At 62.8% G+C, this 18825-nt stretch carries 19 protein-coding genes and 1 tRNA gene; 14 read left to right on the forward strand and 6 right to left on the reverse strand.

The window, feature by feature from the left end:
- Window positions 1-129 precede the first annotated feature (129 nt).
- From E5W87_RS22640 to E5W87_RS22655, 4 genes are all read left to right on the forward strand, one after another.
- Entirely contained in the window at window positions 130-1296 is a 1167-nt protein-coding gene (locus E5W87_RS22640) for an ABC transporter permease (protein WP_292402489.1), read from the forward strand.
- Entirely contained in the window at window positions 1293-2231 is a 939-nt protein-coding gene (locus E5W87_RS22645) for an ABC transporter ATP-binding protein (protein WP_292402492.1), read from the forward strand. The genes E5W87_RS22640 and E5W87_RS22645 overlap by 4 nt, the downstream gene beginning before the upstream one ends.
- Complete coding sequence (locus E5W87_RS22650; protein ID WP_292402495.1) at window positions 2228-2992, forward strand: ABC transporter permease; 765 nt, start codon at window positions 2228-2230, stop codon at window positions 2990-2992. The genes E5W87_RS22645 and E5W87_RS22650 overlap by 4 nt, the downstream gene beginning before the upstream one ends.
- A 281-nt stretch (window positions 2993-3273) precedes the next feature.
- Window positions 3274-5415: a sodium-translocating pyrophosphatase gene (locus E5W87_RS22655; RefSeq protein ID WP_292402498.1), complete on the forward strand. Its 2142-nt coding sequence runs from the start codon at window positions 3274-3276 to the stop codon at window positions 5413-5415.
- A 196-nt stretch (window positions 5416-5611) separates the two neighbouring features.
- On the opposite strand, the gene E5W87_RS22660 is transcribed toward E5W87_RS22655, so the two are convergent.
- Window positions 5612-6151: an outer membrane protein assembly factor BamE gene (locus E5W87_RS22660; RefSeq protein WP_292402501.1), complete on the reverse strand. Its 540-nt coding sequence runs from the start codon at window positions 6149-6151 to the stop codon at window positions 5612-5614.
- 114 nt (window positions 6152-6265) lie between these two features.
- Here E5W87_RS22660 and E5W87_RS22665 point away from each other — a divergent pair, with 114 nt between their 5' ends.
- The 7 genes from E5W87_RS22665 (at window position 6266) to E5W87_RS22695 (ending at window position 11129) form a co-directional block, all read left to right on the forward strand.
- On the forward strand, window positions 6266-6808 hold the full coding sequence (locus E5W87_RS22665) for a ubiquinol-cytochrome C chaperone family protein (RefSeq protein ID WP_292402504.1): 543 nt from the start codon (window positions 6266-6268) through the stop codon (window positions 6806-6808).
- Window positions 6809-6815: 7 nt separating this feature from the next.
- Window positions 6816-7364, forward strand: a complete 549-nt coding sequence (locus tag E5W87_RS22670; RefSeq protein WP_292402508.1) for a DUF177 domain-containing protein — start codon at window positions 6816-6818, stop codon at window positions 7362-7364.
- Between the two features lie 130 nt (window positions 7365-7494).
- The gene (gene plsX / locus E5W87_RS22675) at window positions 7495-8565 is read left to right on the forward strand and encodes a phosphate acyltransferase PlsX (protein ID WP_292402510.1); all 1071 of its coding nucleotides are present in this window, start codon (window positions 7495-7497) and stop codon (window positions 8563-8565) included.
- Between the two features lie 9 nt (window positions 8566-8574).
- Window positions 8575-9546 (forward strand): beta-ketoacyl-ACP synthase III, encoded by a 972-nt coding sequence (locus E5W87_RS22680; protein ID WP_292402512.1) that lies wholly within the window; start codon window positions 8575-8577, stop codon window positions 9544-9546.
- A gap of 105 nt (window positions 9547-9651) precedes the next feature.
- A complete protein-coding gene (locus E5W87_RS22685) occupies window positions 9652-9975 on the forward strand; it encodes an integration host factor subunit alpha (RefSeq protein WP_095485783.1) in 324 nt (107 codons plus the stop codon).
- A 196-nt stretch (window positions 9976-10171) separates the two neighbouring features.
- Window positions 10172-10714, forward strand: coding sequence for a MerR family transcriptional regulator (locus tag E5W87_RS22690; RefSeq protein ID WP_095485784.1), 543 nt, complete (start codon window positions 10172-10174; stop codon window positions 10712-10714).
- 76 nt (window positions 10715-10790) lie between these two features.
- Window positions 10791-11129, forward strand: coding sequence for a hypothetical protein (locus tag E5W87_RS22695; protein ID WP_292402516.1), 339 nt, complete (start codon window positions 10791-10793; stop codon window positions 11127-11129).
- Window positions 11130-11182: 53 nt separating this feature from the next.
- Here E5W87_RS22695 and E5W87_RS22700 read toward each other — a convergent pair whose 3' ends face one another.
- Window positions 11183-11458 (reverse strand): hypothetical protein, encoded by a 276-nt coding sequence (locus E5W87_RS22700; RefSeq protein ID WP_292402519.1) that lies wholly within the window; start codon window positions 11456-11458, stop codon window positions 11183-11185.
- Window positions 11459-11908: 450 nt separating this feature from the next.
- Here E5W87_RS22700 and E5W87_RS22705 point away from each other — a divergent pair, with 450 nt between their 5' ends.
- Together E5W87_RS22705 and E5W87_RS22710 are read left to right on the forward strand one after the other, a co-directional pair.
- A complete protein-coding gene (locus tag E5W87_RS22705; RefSeq protein ID WP_292402522.1) occupies window positions 11909-12193 on the forward strand; it encodes a helix-turn-helix transcriptional regulator in 285 nt (94 codons plus the stop codon).
- A gap of 180 nt (window positions 12194-12373) precedes the next feature.
- A tRNA-Pro gene (locus E5W87_RS22710) sits at window positions 12374-12450 on the forward strand.
- Window positions 12451-12452: 2 nt separating this feature from the next.
- Here E5W87_RS22710 and E5W87_RS22715 read toward each other — a convergent pair.
- From E5W87_RS22715 to E5W87_RS22730, 4 genes are all read right to left on the reverse strand, one after another.
- Window positions 12453-13733, reverse strand: a complete 1281-nt coding sequence (locus tag E5W87_RS22715; protein WP_292402525.1) for an O-antigen ligase family protein — start codon at window positions 13731-13733, stop codon at window positions 12453-12455.
- Complete coding sequence (locus tag E5W87_RS22720; protein ID WP_292402528.1) at window positions 13730-15265, reverse strand: undecaprenyl-phosphate glucose phosphotransferase; 1536 nt, start codon at window positions 15263-15265, stop codon at window positions 13730-13732. Before E5W87_RS22720 ends, E5W87_RS22715 begins: the two co-directional genes overlap by 4 nt.
- A 92-nt stretch (window positions 15266-15357) precedes the next feature.
- Window positions 15358-16488, reverse strand: a complete 1131-nt coding sequence (locus E5W87_RS22725) for a glycosyltransferase family 4 protein (protein ID WP_292402530.1) — start codon at window positions 16486-16488, stop codon at window positions 15358-15360.
- Window positions 16489-16493: 5 nt separating this feature from the next.
- Window positions 16494-17057, reverse strand: a complete 564-nt coding sequence (locus E5W87_RS22730; RefSeq protein ID WP_095485792.1) for a polysaccharide biosynthesis/export family protein — start codon at window positions 17055-17057, stop codon at window positions 16494-16496.
- 357 nt (window positions 17058-17414) lie between these two features.
- On the opposite strand from E5W87_RS22730, the gene E5W87_RS22735 reads away from it, so the two are divergent.
- The coding region (locus E5W87_RS22735) for a GumC family protein (protein WP_292402533.1) at window positions 17415-18825 on the forward strand (1411 nt) is incomplete at its 3' end.

An 18825-nucleotide genomic window follows, 5' to 3' on the forward strand; every position in this document is an offset into this window, starting at 1 on the left:
CCTCTGTCCTGCCGGCCATCTCCCCCGCAAGGGGGGAGATCGGATGTCACTTCGGGTTTCGCCAATCTCCAAGGTCACTGGACGGGCGTTCTCCACGAAGCTGCCGATCTCCCCGTTCGGGGGGCTCCGATGACCATCCGGTTCGACAAGCTTGGCGTGGTCATCGCCGCGATCGTTGCCTATGCCGCTTTCGCGGCGCCCTTCGCCACCTTCCGCGCCAATCGCATCGTGCCCGGCGAGGCGCGCTCGATCCTCGACGCTCTGCCTTCGGCGACAGGCGCGCTGCTGCTGGCAATCGTCGTAGCCGCGGCGCTCATCGCGCTGTTGAAGACACCGCTGATCCTGCGCCTTGCCGTCAGTGTGGTCGCGCTTGCAGCGCTGGCGCTGCTGATCGGTGTCGCCGGCAGCTTCCTGACGCCCGAGGGCAACACCTTTGCCCGCATCTCGCCGGCCTCGGGCTTCTGGCTGCTCATCTTCGCCTTTACGCTTTTGCTCGCCGATGTGCTGACAAGACTGAACCTGTCGCCAGGAGCGCGGATCGGCGTGCTCGTCGTCGCGGCAGCGGCGATCGGCCTGCTGCTGGTCTCGGGAAGCTGGAACAGCCTGTCGATCCTCAAGGAATATGCCAACCGTGCCGACAGTTTCTGGGCGGAAGGCTCCAAGCATGTGACGCTGGCGCTGGGGTCGCTGGCGGCGGCGGTGATCGCAGGCCTGCCGCTCGGCATCCTCTGCCACCGTGTCGAGAAATTGCGGGCCGGCGTGCTCAACGCGCTGAACATCATCCAGACCATTCCCTCGATCGCGTTGTTCGGCCTGTTGATCGCGCCGCTCGGCTGGGTCGCCACGCATGTGCCTGGCGCGGCCTCCCTCGGCATTCGCGGCATCGGCACCGCACCCGCATTCGTCGCCCTGTTCCTCTATTCGCTGCTGCCGGTGGTGGCCAACACCGTGGTCGGGCTGGCCGGCGTGCCGCGCGCCGCCAACGACGCCGCCCGCGGCATGGGCATGACCGAGCGCCAGCGCCTGTTCGGCGTCGAATTTCCGCTGGCTTTCCCGGTGATCCTCACCGGCATCCGCATCGTGCTGGTCCAGAACATCGGCCTTGCCACCATTGCCGCGCTGATCGGCGGCGGTGGCTTCGGCGTGTTCGTGTTCCAGGGCGTTGGCCAGACCGCGATGGACCTGGTGCTGCTCGGCGCCATCCCGACGGTGGCGCTGGCCTTTACCGCCGCGATCATCCTCGACGCGGTGATCGAAATGACCTCCACCAAGAGACGCGAGGCGCAACCGGCATGATCGAGATCGAAGGCATTACCAAGCGCTACGATGCGACAACAGTGGTCGACGACGTGTCGATGGTGATCGAGCCGCGCACCATCGCCGTCATCGTCGGCACCTCCGGTTCCGGCAAGACGACGCTGCTTCGCATGATCAACCGGCTGGTCGAGCCGACCGCGGGCGTGATCAAGCTCGACGGCGCCGACAACCGCTCGCTGCCCGGCTACGAGTTGCGCCGCAGCATCGGCTACGCCATCCAGGGTCACGGCTTGTTTCCGCATCGCACAGTGGCGCAGAACATCGCCACCGTGCCGGTGCTGCTCGGCTGGGACAAGGCCCGCATCAAGGCCCGTGTCGACGAGTTGATGACGCTCTACCAGCTAGATCCCCAGGCGTTCGGGCCACGTTATCCGCACGAGCTCTCCGGCGGCCAGCAGCAGCGCGTCGGCGTCGCCCGCGCCCTTGCCGCGGAGCCGAACGTGCTGTTGATGGACGAGCCGTTCGGTGCGCTCGATCCGATCATCCGCAACAAGGCGCAGGAGGATCTTTTGGCGATCCAGAAGCGCTTCGGCACCACCATCATCCTCGTCACCCATGACATGGAAGAGGCGGTGCATATGGGCGACAAGATCGCGGTGATGGATGCCGGCAAGCTGGTGCAGCATGCCAAGCCCGCAGAGATTCTGGCAAAGCCAGCCAGCGCCTTCGTCGAGAGCCTGGTCGGCGCCAGCGAAAAACCGTTCAGGCTGCTGTCACTCGGCCGCGTGCGCGACGCGGTGGAGAGGGGCGCCGCCGAAGGCGAGGCGATCCCCGGCGATGCCAGCCAGCGCGATGCGCTGGCCGAACTCCTCTGGTCGGGCCGCCCGGCGCTGCCGGTGAAAGGCGCCGACGGCAAGCCGCTCGGCCGCGTGACAGTGGACGGGCTGGTGAAACGCGCGGCGAGGCCGGCATGAAAGAGGCTGGTTTAAAAGCCTGGCTTCCATCGCTGCTCAGGCTTGTCCTGGTGGTGCTGCTGGTTGCCTTCGTGACCAATCCTGGCTGGTTCGAGCCGCTGTTGAAGCCGCTGACCGAGAACAACGCGCCAGTGATCTACAACCAGGGCAGCCTGCTGTCGCTGACGCTGCTGCATCTGAGGACCGTGCTGATCGCCACCGTGGCCGCGACCATCGTTGCCGTGGCGCTCGCCATCCTGGTGACCAGGCCGGCCGGCGTCGAATTCCTGCCGTTGTCGCGCAGCCTGGTCAATATCGGCCAGACCTTTCCGCCGGTGGCGGTGCTGGCGCTTGCCGTGCCGGCCGTCGGCTTCGGCGAGAAGCCGACGCTGATCGCGCTGTTTCTCTACGGACTGCTGCCGATCTTCGAGAACGCGCTGACCGGGCTAACGACGCTGCCGGTCAATGTGGTCGAGGCGGCGCGCGGCGCCGGCATGACCGGCTGGCAAAGGCTGGTCAAGGTCGAGCTGCCGCTCAGCGCGCCGATCATTCTCGGCGGCATCCGGCTGTCGGTGGTCATCAGCCTCGCCACAGCGACGATCGGCTCGACCGTGGCGGCGAGGACACTGGGCGAGGTGATCATCGCAGGTCTGTTGTCGAACAACCTCGCCTTCATCCTGCAGGGCGGCCTGATCGTCGCAGCCCTTGCCGTGCTCATCTATGACGGGTTGTCGGCAATCGAGCGCTATACCGCGCGCCGCATGGGGCAAGAGACAGCGTAGCGCCTCGGGCGAGGTCCGCAGCCGGACGGCGACCTGCGCAAAGACTGACGACCGCCAGCTGATTTCAATCGATCTAATCGGGCGGCCGCGCCGGCGAGCGTGTCGCTGCCCATAGCTTTTGGGCGAAAGCCGGGCAAAAACCGAACAATATCTTGACGTTCGCAGCCCTGTTTCGCATAAGCCGGGGCGAAGGGAGCGAATTCCGCGCGCGGAATCCGCTCCCCTGTCTCAACGGCCCAGGGAGGGGTTCTTTTGGGTCATCAATCGAGGAAAATCCGGCAATGACCATAATTTCAGCTGTCATCGCCTGCGGTCTGCTTTCAGTCCTTTACGCCATCTGGGCGACACGTTCGGTCCTCGCGGCCGATCAGGGCAATGCACGCATGCAGGAAATTTCCGCGGCCATCCGCGAAGGCGCGCAGGCCTATCTGGCGCGCCAGTACACCACCATCGCCATCGTCGGTGTCGTGGTCCTGCTGCTCGCCTGGTGGTTGCTTTCGATCACCGCCGCCATCGGCTTCTTGATCGGCGCCGTTCTGTCAGGCGCCGCCGGCTTCATCGGCATGCACGTCTCGGTGCGCGCCAATGTGCGCACCGCGCAGGCGGCTTCCAACAGCCTCGCTGCCGGCCTCGAGATCGCCTTCAAGTCGGGCGCCATCACCGGCATGCTGGTCGCTGGCCTGGCCCTGCTCGGCGTCTCGATCTACTACCTGATCCTCACCCATTTCATGGGCCTTCAGCCCAACGACCGTGTCGTCATCGACTCGCTGGTTTCGCTCGGCTTCGGCGCCTCGCTCATCTCGATCTTCGCCCGTCTCGGCGGCGGCATCTTCACCAAGGGCGCCGACGTCGGCGGCGATCTCGTCGGCAAAGTCGAAGCCGGCATTCCCGAAGACGATCCGCGCAATCCGGCCACCATCGCCGACAATGTCGGCGACAATGTCGGCGACTGCGCCGGCATGGCCGCCGACCTGTTCGAGACCTATGCGGTGACCGTGGTCGCCACCATGGTCCTCGCCGCGATCTTTTTCGGCGGCACCGCCGTTCTCGGCGCCACGATGCTCTATCCGCTGGCCATCTGCGGCGCCTGCATCCTGACTTCCATCGTCGGCACTTTCTTCGTCAAGCTCGGCTCCAACGGCTCAATCATGGGCGCGCTCTACAAGGGCCTGATCGTCACCGGCCTGCTGTCGATCATCGGCCTCGGCGTCGCCACCTCGGTAACGCTGGGCTGGGGCGAGATCGGCACGGTCGCCGGGATGGCAATCACCGGCAGGAACCTGTTCATCTGCGGCCTTGTCGGCCTTCTGGTGACCGGCCTCATCGTGGTGATCACCGAATACTATACCGGCACCGACAAGCGCCCGGTGAACTCCATTGCCCAGGCTTCGGTCACCGGTCACGGCACCAACGTCATCCAGGGCCTTGCGGTCTCGCTGGAATCGACGGCACTTCCGGCGATCGTCATCGTCGGCGGCATTATTTCGACCTACCAGCTCGCCGGCCTCTACGGCACGGCGATCGCGGTCACCACGATGCTCGGCCTCGCCGGCATGATCGTCGCGCTCGACGCCTTCGGCCCGGTCACCGACAATGCCGGCGGCATTGCCGAAATGGCCGGCTTGCCCAAGGAAGTGCGCCAATCCACCGATGCGCTCGACGCCGTCGGCAACACCACCAAGGCGGTGACCAAGGGGTATGCCATCGGTTCGGCCGGTCTCGGCGCGCTGGTGCTGTTCGCGGCCTACTCTAACGATCTGAAGTTCTTTGCCGCCAATGGCGACAAATATCCTTACTTCCAGGGCATGGGCGAAGTCTCGTTCGACCTCTCCAACCCTTACGTCGTCGCCGGCCTGATCTTCGGCGGCCTGATCCCGTATCTGTTCGGCGGCATCGCCATGACGGCTGTCGGCCGCGCGGCGGGTGCCATCGTCGAAGAGGTGCGCAAGCAGTTCCGCGAAGATCCGGGCATCATGGCCGGCACGTCGAAGCCGAACTATGCGCGTGCGGTCGACCTTCTGACCAAGGCGGCGATCCGGGAAATGATCATCCCGTCGCTGCTGCCGGTGCTGGCGCCGCTGGTCGTCTATTTCGGCGTGCTGCTGATCTCGGGCTCGAAGGCGTCTGCCTTTGCAGCGCTTGGCGCCTCGCTGCTCGGCGTCATCGTCAACGGGCTGTTCGTCGCCATCTCGATGACCTCCGGCGGCGGCGCCTGGGACAACGCGAAAAAATCGTTCGAGGACGGCTTCACCGACAGGAACGGCGTCAAGCATCTCAAGGGCTCCGAGGCGCACAAGGCCTCGGTGACCGGCGACACGGTCGGCGATCCCTACAAGGACACCGCCGGCCCGGCAGTCAACCCGGCGATCAAGATCACCAACATCGTCGCCCTGCTGCTGCTGGCCGTGCTCGCGCACGGCTGAGGCCGCTCGGCCTTAACAGGGCCGAAACCCAGAATCGAACCCGCGGGAGCGATCCCGCGGGTTTTTCATTTTTGGGTGCTTCGCCTCGCCCGCGACAATGGCTGCTGCCTCAAAACAAAAACCCGCAGGATCGCTCCCGCGGGTTTTCGGTCGCCTGAGATGTTGCAGCTTCCAGGGAAGCGAAAGAAAAGAAGGATCAGCCGCCCAACGAACTGCCGCCGCCGGGGAGGCCGGGCGCCAGCTTGCTGGCGCCGTTGATGATCTGGCTGAGGAAGTTCTGGTCCTTGCCGCCGGTCGGCGTGGTCCGTGAGATGAAGTCGAACACCTTGCCGTCCTTCAAGCCGTAATTGGCGATCTGGGTAACGCGCCCGTCCTCGCCGAAATAGACCGCCAGTACCTTCTGGTCGACAAGCCTCGGCTTGTCGAAGGCGACGTAACGCTTGCGCGTCTGTGAGATGTAGTAGAAGGCCTCGTTGTCGAACGTCGCCTTCGTCGACGGGGTGCCGAGCGCCAGAAGCACCTGTTCGCGGCTCGAGCCGACCGGCACTAGGTCGATCGCCTGCTGGTCGATAACGTAGCCCTGCGTCAGCGTCTCGCTCGGATTGAGATCACCGATCATCTTCGACGAGTTGCAGGCGGAAAGCGCCGAAGCGACCACCAGCAGCGAGATCGCGCCGGCGGACCTGGACAAAGCGGACCTGGGCAGAAAAGTCGACTTGAATTTCAGCGCGCGCAACTACAACTCCATTAGCTGGCCGCAACTTGCGCTGGGCCGCAAAACCGGTAAACCAGCTTGCTCGCCGATGCAACAAGGCCAATTCAACAAACGGTCCCCGGGAGACCACCCTCAATGTTCCAGCGCCTTTTTGGTCGCGAACGTCACGCCAACCGCGCTATCACCGAGGCGCTTTACGCACAAATCGTGGCAGCGGCGCGGCAAACCGTGTTTTATTCCGACTGGAATGTACCGGACACGCCGCTTGGCCGCTTCGAGATGCTGTCGCTGCACATGTTCCTGTTTCAGCACCGGCTGCGCGGCGAGGGCGGCGTTGCCGGGGAGGTCGCGCAGGTGCTGATCGACGAGTTCTTCATGGATGTCGAGCATTCGCTGCGGGAACTGGGCGTCGGCGACGTCGGTGTGCCGAAGCGCATGAAGAAACTGGCGAAGATGTTCTACGGCCGCACCGCTGCCTATGACGATGCGCTGGAGCGAAATGACCACGACGCACTTTCTGTTGCCCTTGCCCGCAATGTTAGGCCCGATGCCGGCGCCTGGCCGCAAGCAACGGATCTGGCCGGCTATGTCGCCGATGTCTCCAGGCGACTCGCGGAACAGCCGACAGAATCGATTGTTTCCGGCACGGTGGCATTCCCCGTCCCCAAGACTATCTAAGGAAAAGATGAAACACGCCGATTCCCAGAGCCCTGTGTCCTTCGTGGCCAATGTCGCCCGGCTGCCGCAAAAAGGACTGCCTGTTGTAATCGAGGCCGACGCCGCGCAGCGCGCCGCGCTGGCGGGCGAGCACGAGTTGCTCTCGGTCGAGAACTACCGCGCCGAACTCCTGGTGACGCCATGGAAGCGCAACGGCGTCAAGGTGAGCGGCCGCGTCGAGGCCGATATCACCCAGGCCTGCATCGTCACCCTCGACCCGGTCGCGGCGCATATCGACGAGGCGGTCGACGGGTTATTCCTGCCGGAGCAGTCCAAGCTCGGGCGGCAGGGTTTCGAGGGCGGCGGCGAGATTCTGCTTGATGCCGAAGGGCCGGACAGCCCGGAGACGTTTTCCGGCAATACGATTGATGTCGGGGCGCTCGCCGAGCAGTTCTTTGGACTGGCGATCAACCCCTATCCGCGCAAGCAAGGCGTTTCGATGGAGGCTGCCGACGATGCCGGGACTGCGGAAAGCGAATTCCAGCAAAAGCTGCGTTCCCTGCTGGGAAAATCCTGAAAAGCCGACCGATTCGGAGAAAGCCGGTTGTGCGGCAGCCCAAAAACGCTATTTTCGCCGAACCTTCGCGAGCCCCAAACCGTTGCCAGCGCCAGGCGCTCGCTCAAGCAAACTGTGAGATGAATACCGCGTGATCAGGATTTCCATCGATGCCATGGGCGGCGATCACGGACCAAGCGTGGTCATCCCGGCGCTCATGACGGTCGCGACCCGGCGTCCCGACATCCGTTTCGTCATCTATGGTCGCGAGGAGGCGGTGCGCCCCGAGCTCGCAAAATTCCCCAAGCTGGCGGAAGTGAGCGAGTTCATCCATTGCGAGATAGCAGTCAGGATGGACGACAAGCCGAGCCAGGCGCTGCGCCATGGTCGCTGGAAGTCGTCGATGTGGAAAGCCGTCGAGGCGGTCAAGGCAGGCACTGCCGACGCCTGCATCTCGGCCGGCAACACCGGCGCGCTAATGGCGATGTCGAGGTTCTGCCTTCGCACCATGGCGACCATCGACCGCCCGGCGATCGCGGCGCTCTGGCCGACATTGCGTGGCGAAAGCGTGGTGTTGGACGTCGGCGCCACCATCGGCGCGGATGCGCATCAACTGGTTGATTTTGCCATTCTGGGCACCGGCATGGCTCGCTCGGTTTTCGGCATCGAACGGCCGAGCGTCGGCCTGCTCAACGTCGGCGTCGAGGAGATCAAGGGCCAGGAAGAGGTCAAGGAGGCGGGACGCATGTTGCGCGAAGCCAACATGGCCTCGATGAACTACCATGGCTTCGTCGAGGGCGACGACATCGGCAAGGGCGCCGTTGACGTGGTCGTCACCGAAGGATTTGCCGGCAACATCGCGCTGAAGACGGCAGAAGGCACGGTACGACAGATCGCCGGTTACCTGCGCGCCGCAATGAACCGGACGCTGATGGCCAGGATCGGCTATATATTCGCCAAGGGCGCCTTCGATCGCCTGCGCGAAAAGATGGATGTCGGCCGCTCCAATGGCGGTGTTTTCCTGGGGCTGAACGGCATTGTGGTGAAAAGCCATGGCGGGGCCGATTCGGACGGCTTCGCGGCGGCGATCGAGCTTGGCTACGACATGGTGCGCAACAATCTGCTCGATCGCATCGAAGCCGATCTCGACCTGTTCCATGCGCGCAATCCGCATGCCCAGACATCTAGGAAATCCGATGTCGTTGCCGACGCAGAGGAATAGGAAAGAGCCTTGATCAGATCAGTCGTGCGCGGCACAGGCGCCGCGCTGCCCCGCCGCATTATGAAGAATGCCGATTTCGAGGGCATGGTCGAGACGTCAGATGAATGGATCGCCCAGCGCACCGGCATTCGCCAGCGCCATATCGCGGCCGACGACGAGACAACGGCTTCACTGGGCGAGGCGGCGGCGCGCGCAGCGCTGGACAATGCCGGCCTGACGCCAGCCGATATCGACCTGATCGTGCTGGCGACGTCGACGCCCAACAACACCTTTCCGGCGACCGCTGTCGAGATCCAGAACCGGCTCGGCATGCATCACGGCTTCGCCTTCGACATGCAGGCGGTATGCTCGGGCTTCGTCTACGCGGTGGCGACCGCCGACCTCTATATCCGCGGCGGCCTGGCCAAACGCGTGCTGGTGATCGGCTCGGAAACCTTCTCGCGCATCCTCGACTGGAGCGACCGCTCGACCTGCGTCCTGTTTGGCGACGGCGCCGGCGCGATGGTGCTGGAAGCAGGAGAGGGGGCGGGCAGTATTGCCGACCACGGCGTGCTGGCGGCCAGCCTGCGCTCCGACGGGGCCCACAAGGACAAGCTGTTCGTCGACGGTGGACCGTCGACCACCGGAACGGTGGGCCATCTCAGGATGGAGGGCCGCGAGGTGTTCAAGCACGCGGTCGGCATGATCACCGACGTCATCGAGGCGACGTTCTCGGCTGCCGGCATCACCGCTGAGGATCTCGATTGGTTCGTACCGCATCAGGCCAATAAGCGAATTATCGACGCTTCCGCCAAAAAGCTCGGGATAGCAGAGCAAAAGGTGGTGGTTACGGTCGATTTGCACGGTAACACCTCGGCTGCTTCCGTGCCGCTGGCTCTGTCGGTGGCCGTCGCTGACGGGCGCATCAAGAAGGGTGACCTGGTGCTGATCGAGGCGATGGGCGGGGGCTTCACCTGGGGCGCGGTTTTGGTTCGCTGGTAAGTTTGCCGAACTGACAGGTTCGGTCCTTGACCTTGCCGGATCAATTACTTAGGCTCTATCTTTGCTTGTATCGATTTATATTTTTGAGCTGATGGGACGGTTCGCATGGGGGGAAAGACACTTACGCGCGCCGATCTTGCTGAAGCCGTTTATCGCAAGGTCGGCTTGTCGCGTACTGAATCGGCCGAGCTCGTCGAAGCGGTTCTGGATGAGATTTGCGAAGCGATCGTTCGCGGTGAGACAGTGAAATTGTCGTCGTTCGCGACATTCCATGTCCGCTCCAAGAACGAGCGCATCGGACGCAATCCCAAAACCGGCGAGGAAGTGCCGATCCTGCCGCGCCGCGTGATGACCTTCAAATCATCGAATGTGCTGAAGAACCGCATCCTGCGCGCCCACCAGAACAGCAAGGCCAAGGGCAGCAAATAGCGCCTGCGCTTCAAAGCCCGGTTGAAAACGGTCGCCCCCTTTGACGCCGGGCTTGAATATTGTTTCATAAACCGCTGAAATAAGGCCCGATTCGGCAGAACAATCCGGATCGGAATGGTTCTTTGTTGAGCATGATCCTGCCCGAAAGCCGAATTCCCACTTTTCGGGATCATGCTCCAGCGTGAGGATTTCGCCCATGGACAAGAGCCCCGATGCTTTCCGCACCATCAGTGAGGTCGCAGAAGATCTCGACCTGCCGCAGCATGTGCTGCGTTTCTGGGAAACGCGTTTCAACCAGATCAAGCCGATGAAGCGCGGCGGCGGCCGCCGCTACTACCGGCCGCAGGATGTCGAACTGATCAAGGGCATCCGCCACATGCTCTACGACCAGGGTTACACGATCAAGGGCGTGCAGAAGCTGCTGCGCGAGAACGGCAACCACTTCCTGGTCGCTATCGGCAATGGCGACATGGCGGCCGTCGAGGCGATCTCGCAACGTCGACAGGCCGATGCGGTGCCGCTGACGCCGGCGGCCCAGCCGCGCGGCGCCGATGATGAGATGCTGGTCGGCGAGCCCAAGGTGAAACCCAGCCGGCGCTTTTTCGGCCTGGGCAAGACCGACGACGAAGGCCCGGTGCAGCCGGGCACGTCGAAACTCTCGCGCGACAATCGCGCTCTGCTGCAGGAAGCACTGTTCGACCTTCTGGAGTGCAAGCGCCTGCTCGATCAGGTGCGCTAAGAGCCGATCGATCGCCGGCAGAACCGGAACTGCTTCCGAAATCATGCGTTCCTCCCGGAAAGGAAGGAAGCATATCATGGTATCATTTTCGACCCTCTCCGACATCGACCTTGAAAAGCAGGTCGCGGCCCTCTCCAGGGAACTGGCGGCGCTGAGGAAAGCCGTATCCAGGCGGGGCGGCGCCTACTACGAGGACGGGCGTGACACCGCATCGGACTATTACGCGGATCTTGCCGAGCGCTTCAGTGAGGCTCTGCCTGCTATCAGGAGGCATGGCAGGGTGGTAGAAAAGACAGCCCGCGAGCACCCGGCGACAGCCGCCGCTGTCGGGCTGGTTGTGGTCGGCCTTGTCGCAAGCCTGCTCCTCAGCCGACAGCAGAAAACGTCGCGAGCGACGTCGAGATCGGCACGTTGAGACAAAGAAAATGGCGGCCATCCCGCGGACAGCCGCCGCTTTCGTCGAGGTGATCAGCGCGCGAGCTTGATCCTGCTCTTCGGGCTGACCTGGGCGGTCTGGCTGCATTTGCCGTAGACAGTGCCGTTGGAGTCGGTGGCATCGGTGTATGTGCCCTTGCAGTCGAGCTGCAGCACCAGGCAATGACCCGCACCCTTACAAACCGCACCGCCGCCGCTCGGATGCGTGCCGTCGGCGAAGGCTGAGCTCGGAACGGAAACCGAGCTGAAGGCCGAGACGACGATGGCAGCGGCGAGCGACAGGCGCTTGAAGTTCGAGATATTGGTCATTTGAGCATTTCCTTCTCTTGGATCGAGGATCGCCGTCCTGGCGTCCTTCCGGTTGGGGAGCGCCTTTCTTGGCGTCCATACCGTCTTGGTGCGGCTCGGAGAGGAAAGGTTCACGCGGTTCAAAAAATTCGCTGACGCGTTCTGCATTTGCGTCAAGCTCCCGCCGCGGTTTCGATCCTTTCAAAACGGCTGGCGTGCCGGCGACAGTCACCTAACGAGCGAGCGGCTCAGAACCGTCGAAGAATTCGACGATCGGCCAGTCGAAGAACTTGACCGGGATGGCGCCCGCGCCGGCGCCGCTGAGACCGATGCCGGGCCGCGCCGGTCCGGTATCACGATGCCGTGACGGTCCCTTTGGTGCTTGGCAAATCGTTAATGACCGGGCATTGTCGCGGCCGTCCCAGGCAACATCATTATTTGATCAAACTCTTTCAGACCACGGAGTTGCCAATGTCCCAAATAGCAAAAAAAGAACCCTTCTCCGAACTGGCGGCAATCGAAGCTGCGCCTGATCACAGCGCCCTCAGAACCATCCGGGAAACCAGGAGATACAGCATGGAAGAGCTGTCTCTGACGTGTGGCCTGTCAATCAATGAAATCGCAGACATCGAGAGCGGCAAGGATGCCGATCCGTCGAAGCTTCGACGAATAGCCTCTGCGCTTAGGCTTCCGGAAAACGCGCTGGTCAATACACCCGTGCTGACACAATCCGCGGAAAGTCGACCCGTCTCATAGCAGCGACGCCTGAGCATCAAATCATACGAACAAACGAGTGTGATTCTGGATTTGAAGTTCCTGAGTGCTGACGACATGCAACAGAGCAGGAACTTCAAATCCATCGCGCCGGGCATCGGCGTGACGGCCGCCGAATTCGGTTGACCCGAACCGGGTTATCACGATACATCGCGACCGGTCCGGAGTGTAGCGCAGCCCGGTAGCGCACTTGACTGGGGGTCAAGGGGTCGTCGGTTCGAATCCGGCCACTCCGACCATTTCAAACCTTAGACTTGCCCCCCAGAAATCCAGCTGCCTGCGCAGGCAGCGCCACGGGCCGCAACTGCCGCTGATGGCGGTATTCGAGCGCGATGGCGCCCCAGATCAGCCCGAGCAGCAGATAGACATGGCGCCAGTGATCGATGTCGATGAAGGTGCCCAGCCCGATGTTGCCGATGAAGGCGACATAGGCGCACAGAAGATAGGGCTGCCACGGCCTGTCGCGCAGGAGAATGCGGAAGCCGGCCGCTATCGTCCAGCAGGTCAGCGCCAGGAACGATACGAAGCCCAGCCAGCCATAGTCCATCAGCATCTTCAGCCAAATGTCGTGCGTGTCCTCGCCGAAAATCGTGCCGAAGACCAGCGGGCCGATGCCGAGCGGATGCTCCAGCGCCATCTGAAAACCGATCGTGTAGCGGGCGAAACGGCCTAGGCGGGCGGTGTCGTAGCTCTGTTCCAGTTGGGCGCGGCTGGAGAACATTTCCGAAACGCCCGGCAGCTGCAGGATGACCAGCATCGCGATCACCAGCAGCGAGATGGCGGCGATGGTCATGACGACGACGCGCAGCCGGAACGTGCCGCTGGCGCTCTGCAGGAACAGAGCGCCGGTGAGCAGGATCACTGAGACGCCGAACATGCCCCAAGCGCCACGCGAGAAGGAGAAGAAGATGCCGGCCGTGATGATCAGCAGCGGCACCGCCAGCAACGGCATGCGTGAGACGGGGCCCGTCAGCATGAGATAGAGCAGATAGATGCCGGGCAGCACCAGGAACGGCCCGAACACGTTCGGATCCTGGAAGGCGCCGGTGGCGCGGTCGTATTTGGTGAAGATCTCCGCCCCGGGGAAGGCATGGAAATAGCCTGCTATGCCGAGCAGAGAGGTCAGTACCGCCGACATCACATAGGCCAAGTAAATCGACCGGTAGAGACTGGACTGGACCGATGTCACCGAGGCGACGAACACTGCGGTGAAGGCAAGGAACAGCGACACCGAGAGATAGAGCGGCGCGCCGGTAATATCCGACATCTGGGTCATCGAGATCATGCCGCCGATGTTCATGATCACCAGCAGCACCAGCAGCGGCGCCGCCGCGCGCGAGATGCGCAGGCCGAACAAGGCCCACACCACGATCAGGCCGGCCATATAGAGGTCGTATGGGGCAGGCTCGGCAATGACGAAGCCGGACAGGAAGATACCTAGGAAAACCGCGCCCGACGCAATCAGCGCGATCAGCTTGGCGTTGACTGCGGCCGGCGGCAGTTCATGCGTGACGGCGCTCAATAGGCATTTTCCGTATTGAGCAGCCGGATGGGTGTCAGGAACAGGATCCTCAGGTCGAACAGCAGCGACCAGTTCTCGATATAATAGAGGTCATACTCCGTCCGCATGCGGATCTTTTCATTGGTGTCCATCTCGCCGCGCCAGCCATTGATCTGCGCCCAGCCGGTGACGCCGGGCTTGACCTTGTGGCGTGCGAAATAGCCGTCGACCACCTCATTGTAGAGAAGGTTGTGCGACTGGGCGGCAATGGCGTGCGGGCGCGGCCCGACCAGCGACAGTGAACCGAAAAGCGAATTGAAGAACTGCGGCAGCTCGTCGATCGAGGTCTTGCGGATGAAACGGCCGACGCGGGTGACGCGCGGGTCGTTCTTGGTCACCGTCTGCCTGGCCGTCGGGTCCGCCTTGTCGGTGTACATCGAACGGAACTTGTAGACTTCGACGATCTCGTTGTTGAAGCCATGCCGCTTCTGGTGGAACAGCACCGGTCCCTTGCTGTCGAGCTTGATGGCGATCGCGGTCACCAGCATGACCGGCGAGAACACGATGATGCCGATGATCGAGAAGACGATGTCGAAGGCGCGCTTGGCGACCGAATCCCAGTCGTTGATCGGCTTGTCGAAGATATCGAGCATCGGCACGGAGCCGATGTAGGAATAGGCGCGCGGCCGGAACTGCAGCGCGTTCGAATGCGCCGAGAGCCGGATGTCGACCGGCAGCACCCACAGCTTCTTCAAAAGCTGCAGGACGCGCGATTCGGCGGTCAGCGGCAGCGACACGATCAGCATGTCGATGCGGGCGATGCGGGCGAACTCGATGAGCTCGGAAACGGTGCCGAGCTTCGGGTAGCCGGCGACGATGGGTGGCGAACGCTTGTCGCCGCGGTCGTCGAAGATGCCGCAGATGCGGATGTCGTTGTAAGGCTGCTTTTCGACGGAGCGGATCAGGACTTCCGCCGCCGGGCCGCCGCCGACGATGACGGCGCGGCGCTCCATGCGCCCGTCGCGCGCCCAGCGCCGGATCAGCTTCGACATCAGCAGCCTGAGCCCGAAGATCAGCATGAAGCCGACGACGAACCAGGTGCCGAAAAACAGGCGCGAATAGTCTTCCGACGTCTTCATGGCGAATGCCGTGAGCGCCATCAAGGCGAAGGTGCCGGCCCAGACCAGCAGGAGACGGCCGAAATTGGCGAGCGGCCGCATCAGCGAGACGATCTGGTAGCAGTCGGTGACGTCGAGCAGCACCACGGCGAGGAACGAGGCGGCGGCGATCGTCAGCGGATACTGCCAGGCGAGATGGCTGAAGAAGCCGACATAGTAGAAATAGACGCAGAGACCCGACACGAACAGCAGCGCGAATTCGACCATGCGCAAGACGCCGCTGACCATGATCGGCGACATGGTATCGCGCCGGTATTGCGACGCGACCTGACGGGCGACGTCGTTCATCCCGCCAAGGCTATCGCCATTCGCCGGGCCGTCGAATTTGCGCACCGCGTCTATCGAAAAGCGGCGTGCGGGATCGATCTCGTTCATGGGTTGTATCCGCCAAGCTTCCCTCGGGTGAATAGCAAAAGAGAGCTAAGAAACCCTTGAAACAACAGGTGGCTTTGGAGAAGCTTTTGGGGCTAGCGCTTGAGCGCGGCGAAATAGGCCGTCTCGATCGCGGCGGCCATGACGTCGGCCCCGAATCGCGCCTTGAGGTCGGCGGTGTCGGGCATCAGAGCGCCATAGGCTTTGAGGTCGGCGAGCGCCGCGCTCATCTTGTCGCCGAGTTCGCGCGGGTCGGGCCGGATCAGGGCAGGGGAACCGGCACCAAGGATTTCCGGGATGCCGCCAACGGCGGTGGCGATCATCGCCTTGCCGGCGGCGAGCGTCTCCAGAACGATATAAGGCATGGCTTCCGCGCGCGAGGGAACGACGACCAGTTCGGCCAGCGCGAAGGCTTTGCGCGCCGGCATCGGCGGCAGGAAGCGCATATGGCCTTCGAGCCCGAGCCGCTTCACCTGCGCATGGTAGCGCGGCAGGTCGTCGCCGTCGCCGACCATCACCGCTTTCAACGGCCGGCCAAGCCGCGTTCCGGCATGAACCAGCGCATCGATGAAGATGTCCGGCCCCTTGAGGTCGCGCATCATGCCGATATAGAGGACATCGGCCGCATTCTGCTCGGTCCGCACCGGCTCGAACTCGGCGGCTCGCAAGCCGTTGTGGACAAGGTTGTTCGGCGTGGGCGGCTCGCCGACCTTCCTGCGATAGGTCTGTCTTTCATAGTCGGAGACAAACAGAAGATAGTCGGTGAAGCGCGCCATGAACCGTTCGAGCGCGAAGAACAGCTTCCCCGCGACGGTGGTCTCGTCATAATGCAGAGAGCCGCCATGGGGCGAATAAACGCGGGCTACGCGAGACCTTGATACCCGCAACAATGAGCCGAACAGGCGGGCATAGGCGCCACCCTTGGCGCCGTGCCCGTGGAGCACGTCCGGCCGCAATTCCTTGATAATCCCAAAGGTGCGCCAGGCCGAAGCGAGGTCGCCCGGCCCGACATGCCGCTGCATCGGTGTGCGATGGATGCCGAGCGCCATTCTGCCTTTCATCTGTTCGAACAGGTGTTCCTCGAAATCGCCGCCCGTCGTCGAATCGCAGACGATGCCGACCAAATGCCCGGCGGCGACCTGCGCCTCGGTCAGGTCGCGCACATGACGAAAAATCCCTCCGACGGGTGAGCGAAAGCAGTGGACGATCCTGAGTGTGTCCGCCACGTGGTCTAGAACAAGCGTTCGCGAACGTAGACCGTGTCACCGGGCAGGAGCGGGTCGGAGGTGGCCACGCGACCGGTCATGACCTTGCCGTTGATGTCGCGGGTGATGTCGACGCTTTCCTGGTTGGCGCGCGGGCTGAAACCGCCGGCGATGGCGATCGCCTTTTGCACGGTCAGGCCGGGAACATAGGAGTATTGGCCCGCGGCACCGACTTCGCCCATGATGAAGATCGGCCGGTAGCGGTCTATCTCGACCGAAACATCGGGATCGCGCAGGTAACCCTGGCGCAATTTGTCGGCGATCTCGCCTTCGAGCTGCTGTGCGGTGTGGCCGCGCGCCGGTACGGCGCCGACGAGCGGGATGGACAGGTAGCCGGATTGGTCGACACTGTAGACGTTAGTCAATCCTTCCTGCTCGAACACGGTGACGCGGACCCGGTCGCCGGCGCCGAGGCGATAGGGCTGATCGAGCATTTTATGAAAGGCGGCCGGCGCCGGCCGATAGCTGGAGCAGCCGGCAAGCAACGACACGGCGAGCAGCGCGTGGAAGAGGGAAGCAGTGCTTTTCATGACCGGACACGTACCTTCGACTGGCCGCTGTTACACCGCGGCAAACTTTGGGGGTCGAGGTCCGTTATCATCCCGTTAGGGTTAATGGCCGGTAAAGGCGCGCAGCGGAAGCGGCGGCATCCGACAAAAGGCGACCGGTTCCAATGCTTTTATTGCCGCTTGCGAGTAAAACCTAACAGATGCTTACCGCGATATTAACGGCTGAGTTACCATAGTTGTTTACCGTGCATCCTGACCAATGCATGTCGCCCAAAAGTGCGCAACGGTTTTGGGACAATGACATGCATGAAAACAAGAGCTTAAAGCGCGTCGCATGAACCTGTTCAACGCGACGCTTTAAGTACCGGAGCAGGATGCATGTCCGTTCAATCCACGGCCGCAGATGTCGACGTCGATCTCAGGCAGCTCTTCGCAAGCCTGGCGAGGAACTGGCTGCGCATTCTTGTCATCGCGCTTGTAGTAACCGGCCTGGCGCTCGCGCTCACCTGGCTCGCCACGCCGCATTACATGGCCGAAACACGGCTTTTGATCGAAACGCGCGAATCCGTCTACACGCGCCCCGACGGCACCAACAACGACGACAGGCCGATTCTCGATGAGGAAGGCGTGACCAGTCAGGTCGAGGTCATTTCTTCGACCGACATCCTCAAGCAGGTGGCGCAGAAGCTCATTTTGTCGCGGCTTCCCGAGTTCGACGAGGCGGCTGAGATGCCGGTGTTGAGTCGTCTGCTCGTCATCGCCGGCCTGAAAAGCGACCCCAACGAGATTCCGCCGGAAGAGCGCGTGCTGAAGAAGATGCGTGAGAAGCTCAACGTCTATCGCGTTGAAAAGTCCCGCGTCATCGTCATCGAATTCTCCTCGGAAAACCCCAGGCTCGCCGCCGAAATTCCGAACGCCATCGCTGACGCCTACATCTCCGTGCAGGGCAATGCCAAGACCGAATCGAATTCAGCCGCAACCGACTGGCTGGCGCCTGAGATCGCCGACCTGTCGAAGCGGGTGAAGGATGCCGAGGGCAAGGTAGCAAGCTACCGCGCCCAGTCCGATCTTTTGATGGGCGGCAACAATTCGGTGCTCGCCACGCAACAGCTTTCCGAACTGTCCAGCGAACTATCGCGGGTGCGCGCCAATCGCGCCTCGGCGGAAGCGACAGCCGACAGCGTGCGCAGGGCCCTGCAGAATGGCGGCTCGCTGGATGCTGTACCGGAGGTGCTGTCTTCCGAATTGATCCAGCGCCTACGTGAGCGGCAGGTCGAGCTCAAGACCAACATCGCCGACCTTTCCACCTCCTTGCTTGACAATCATCCGCGCATCCGGGCGCTGAGGTCGCAGCTTGCAGATCTCGACCGCCAGATCCGCAACGAGGCGGAAAAGCTCATGAAAGGGCTGATGACGCAGGCGCAGACCGCCCAGGCCCGCGAAAACCAGCTCGTCGCCGACGTCAACACGCTGAAGGCCGCATCGGCGCACGCCGGCGAAGAGCAGGTCGAACTGGACGCGCTCCAGCGCGAAGCGACTGCCCAGCGCCAGCTGCTCGAATCCTACCTGACCCGTTACCGTGAGGCGTCCTCGCGCAAGGACAGCAACTATCTGCCGGTCGATGCTCGTGTCTTTTCCCGCGCAGTGGCGCCGTCCGAGCCCTATTTCCCAAAAATCCTGCCGATCACCGGTGCGGCCTTCGTCGGCTCGTTGCTGCTCATGGCGATCGTTACGCTTCTGCAAGAGCTGTTTTCGGGTCGCGCCATGCGGCCGGCCGCCGGTGCCCGCT

Source organism: Mesorhizobium sp. (assembly GCF_004962925.1).
Lineage (GTDB): Bacteria > Pseudomonadota > Alphaproteobacteria > Rhizobiales > Rhizobiaceae > Mesorhizobium.

What these genes read in the sequence shown, in the direction of transcription:
- E5W87_RS22720 (WP_292402528.1), bottom strand. Translation starts at nt 15,265, where the DNA reads ATGAACGAGATCGATCCCGCACGCCGCTTTTCGATAGACGCGGTGCGC.
- E5W87_RS22670 (WP_292402508.1), top strand. Translation starts at nt 6,816, where the DNA reads ATGAAACACGCCGATTCCCAGAGCCCTGTGTCCTTCGTGGCCAATGTC.
- E5W87_RS22685 (WP_095485783.1), top strand. Translation starts at nt 9,652, where the DNA reads ATGGGGGGAAAGACACTTACGCGCGCCGATCTTGCTGAAGCCGTTTAT.
- E5W87_RS22695 (WP_292402516.1), top strand. Translation starts at nt 10,791, where the DNA reads ATGGTATCATTTTCGACCCTCTCCGACATCGACCTTGAAAAGCAGGTC.
- E5W87_RS22665 (WP_292402504.1), top strand. Translation starts at nt 6,266, where the DNA reads ATGTTCCAGCGCCTTTTTGGTCGCGAACGTCACGCCAACCGCGCTATC.
- E5W87_RS22690 (WP_095485784.1), top strand. Translation starts at nt 10,172, where the DNA reads ATGGACAAGAGCCCCGATGCTTTCCGCACCATCAGTGAGGTCGCAGAA.
- E5W87_RS22705 (WP_292402522.1), top strand. Translation starts at nt 11,909, where the DNA reads ATGTCCCAAATAGCAAAAAAAGAACCCTTCTCCGAACTGGCGGCAATC.
- E5W87_RS22655 (WP_292402498.1), top strand. Translation starts at nt 3,274, where the DNA reads ATGACCATAATTTCAGCTGTCATCGCCTGCGGTCTGCTTTCAGTCCTT.
- E5W87_RS22650 (WP_292402495.1), top strand. Translation starts at nt 2,228, where the DNA reads ATGAAAGAGGCTGGTTTAAAAGCCTGGCTTCCATCGCTGCTCAGGCTT.
- E5W87_RS22730 (WP_095485792.1), bottom strand. Translation starts at nt 17,057, where the DNA reads ATGAAAAGCACTGCTTCCCTCTTCCACGCGCTGCTCGCCGTGTCGTTG.
- E5W87_RS22700 (WP_292402519.1), bottom strand. Translation starts at nt 11,458, where the DNA reads ATGACCAATATCTCGAACTTCAAGCGCCTGTCGCTCGCCGCTGCCATC.
- E5W87_RS22640 (WP_292402489.1), top strand. Translation starts at nt 130, where the DNA reads ATGACCATCCGGTTCGACAAGCTTGGCGTGGTCATCGCCGCGATCGTT.
- E5W87_RS22645 (WP_292402492.1), top strand. Translation starts at nt 1,293, where the DNA reads ATGATCGAGATCGAAGGCATTACCAAGCGCTACGATGCGACAACAGTG.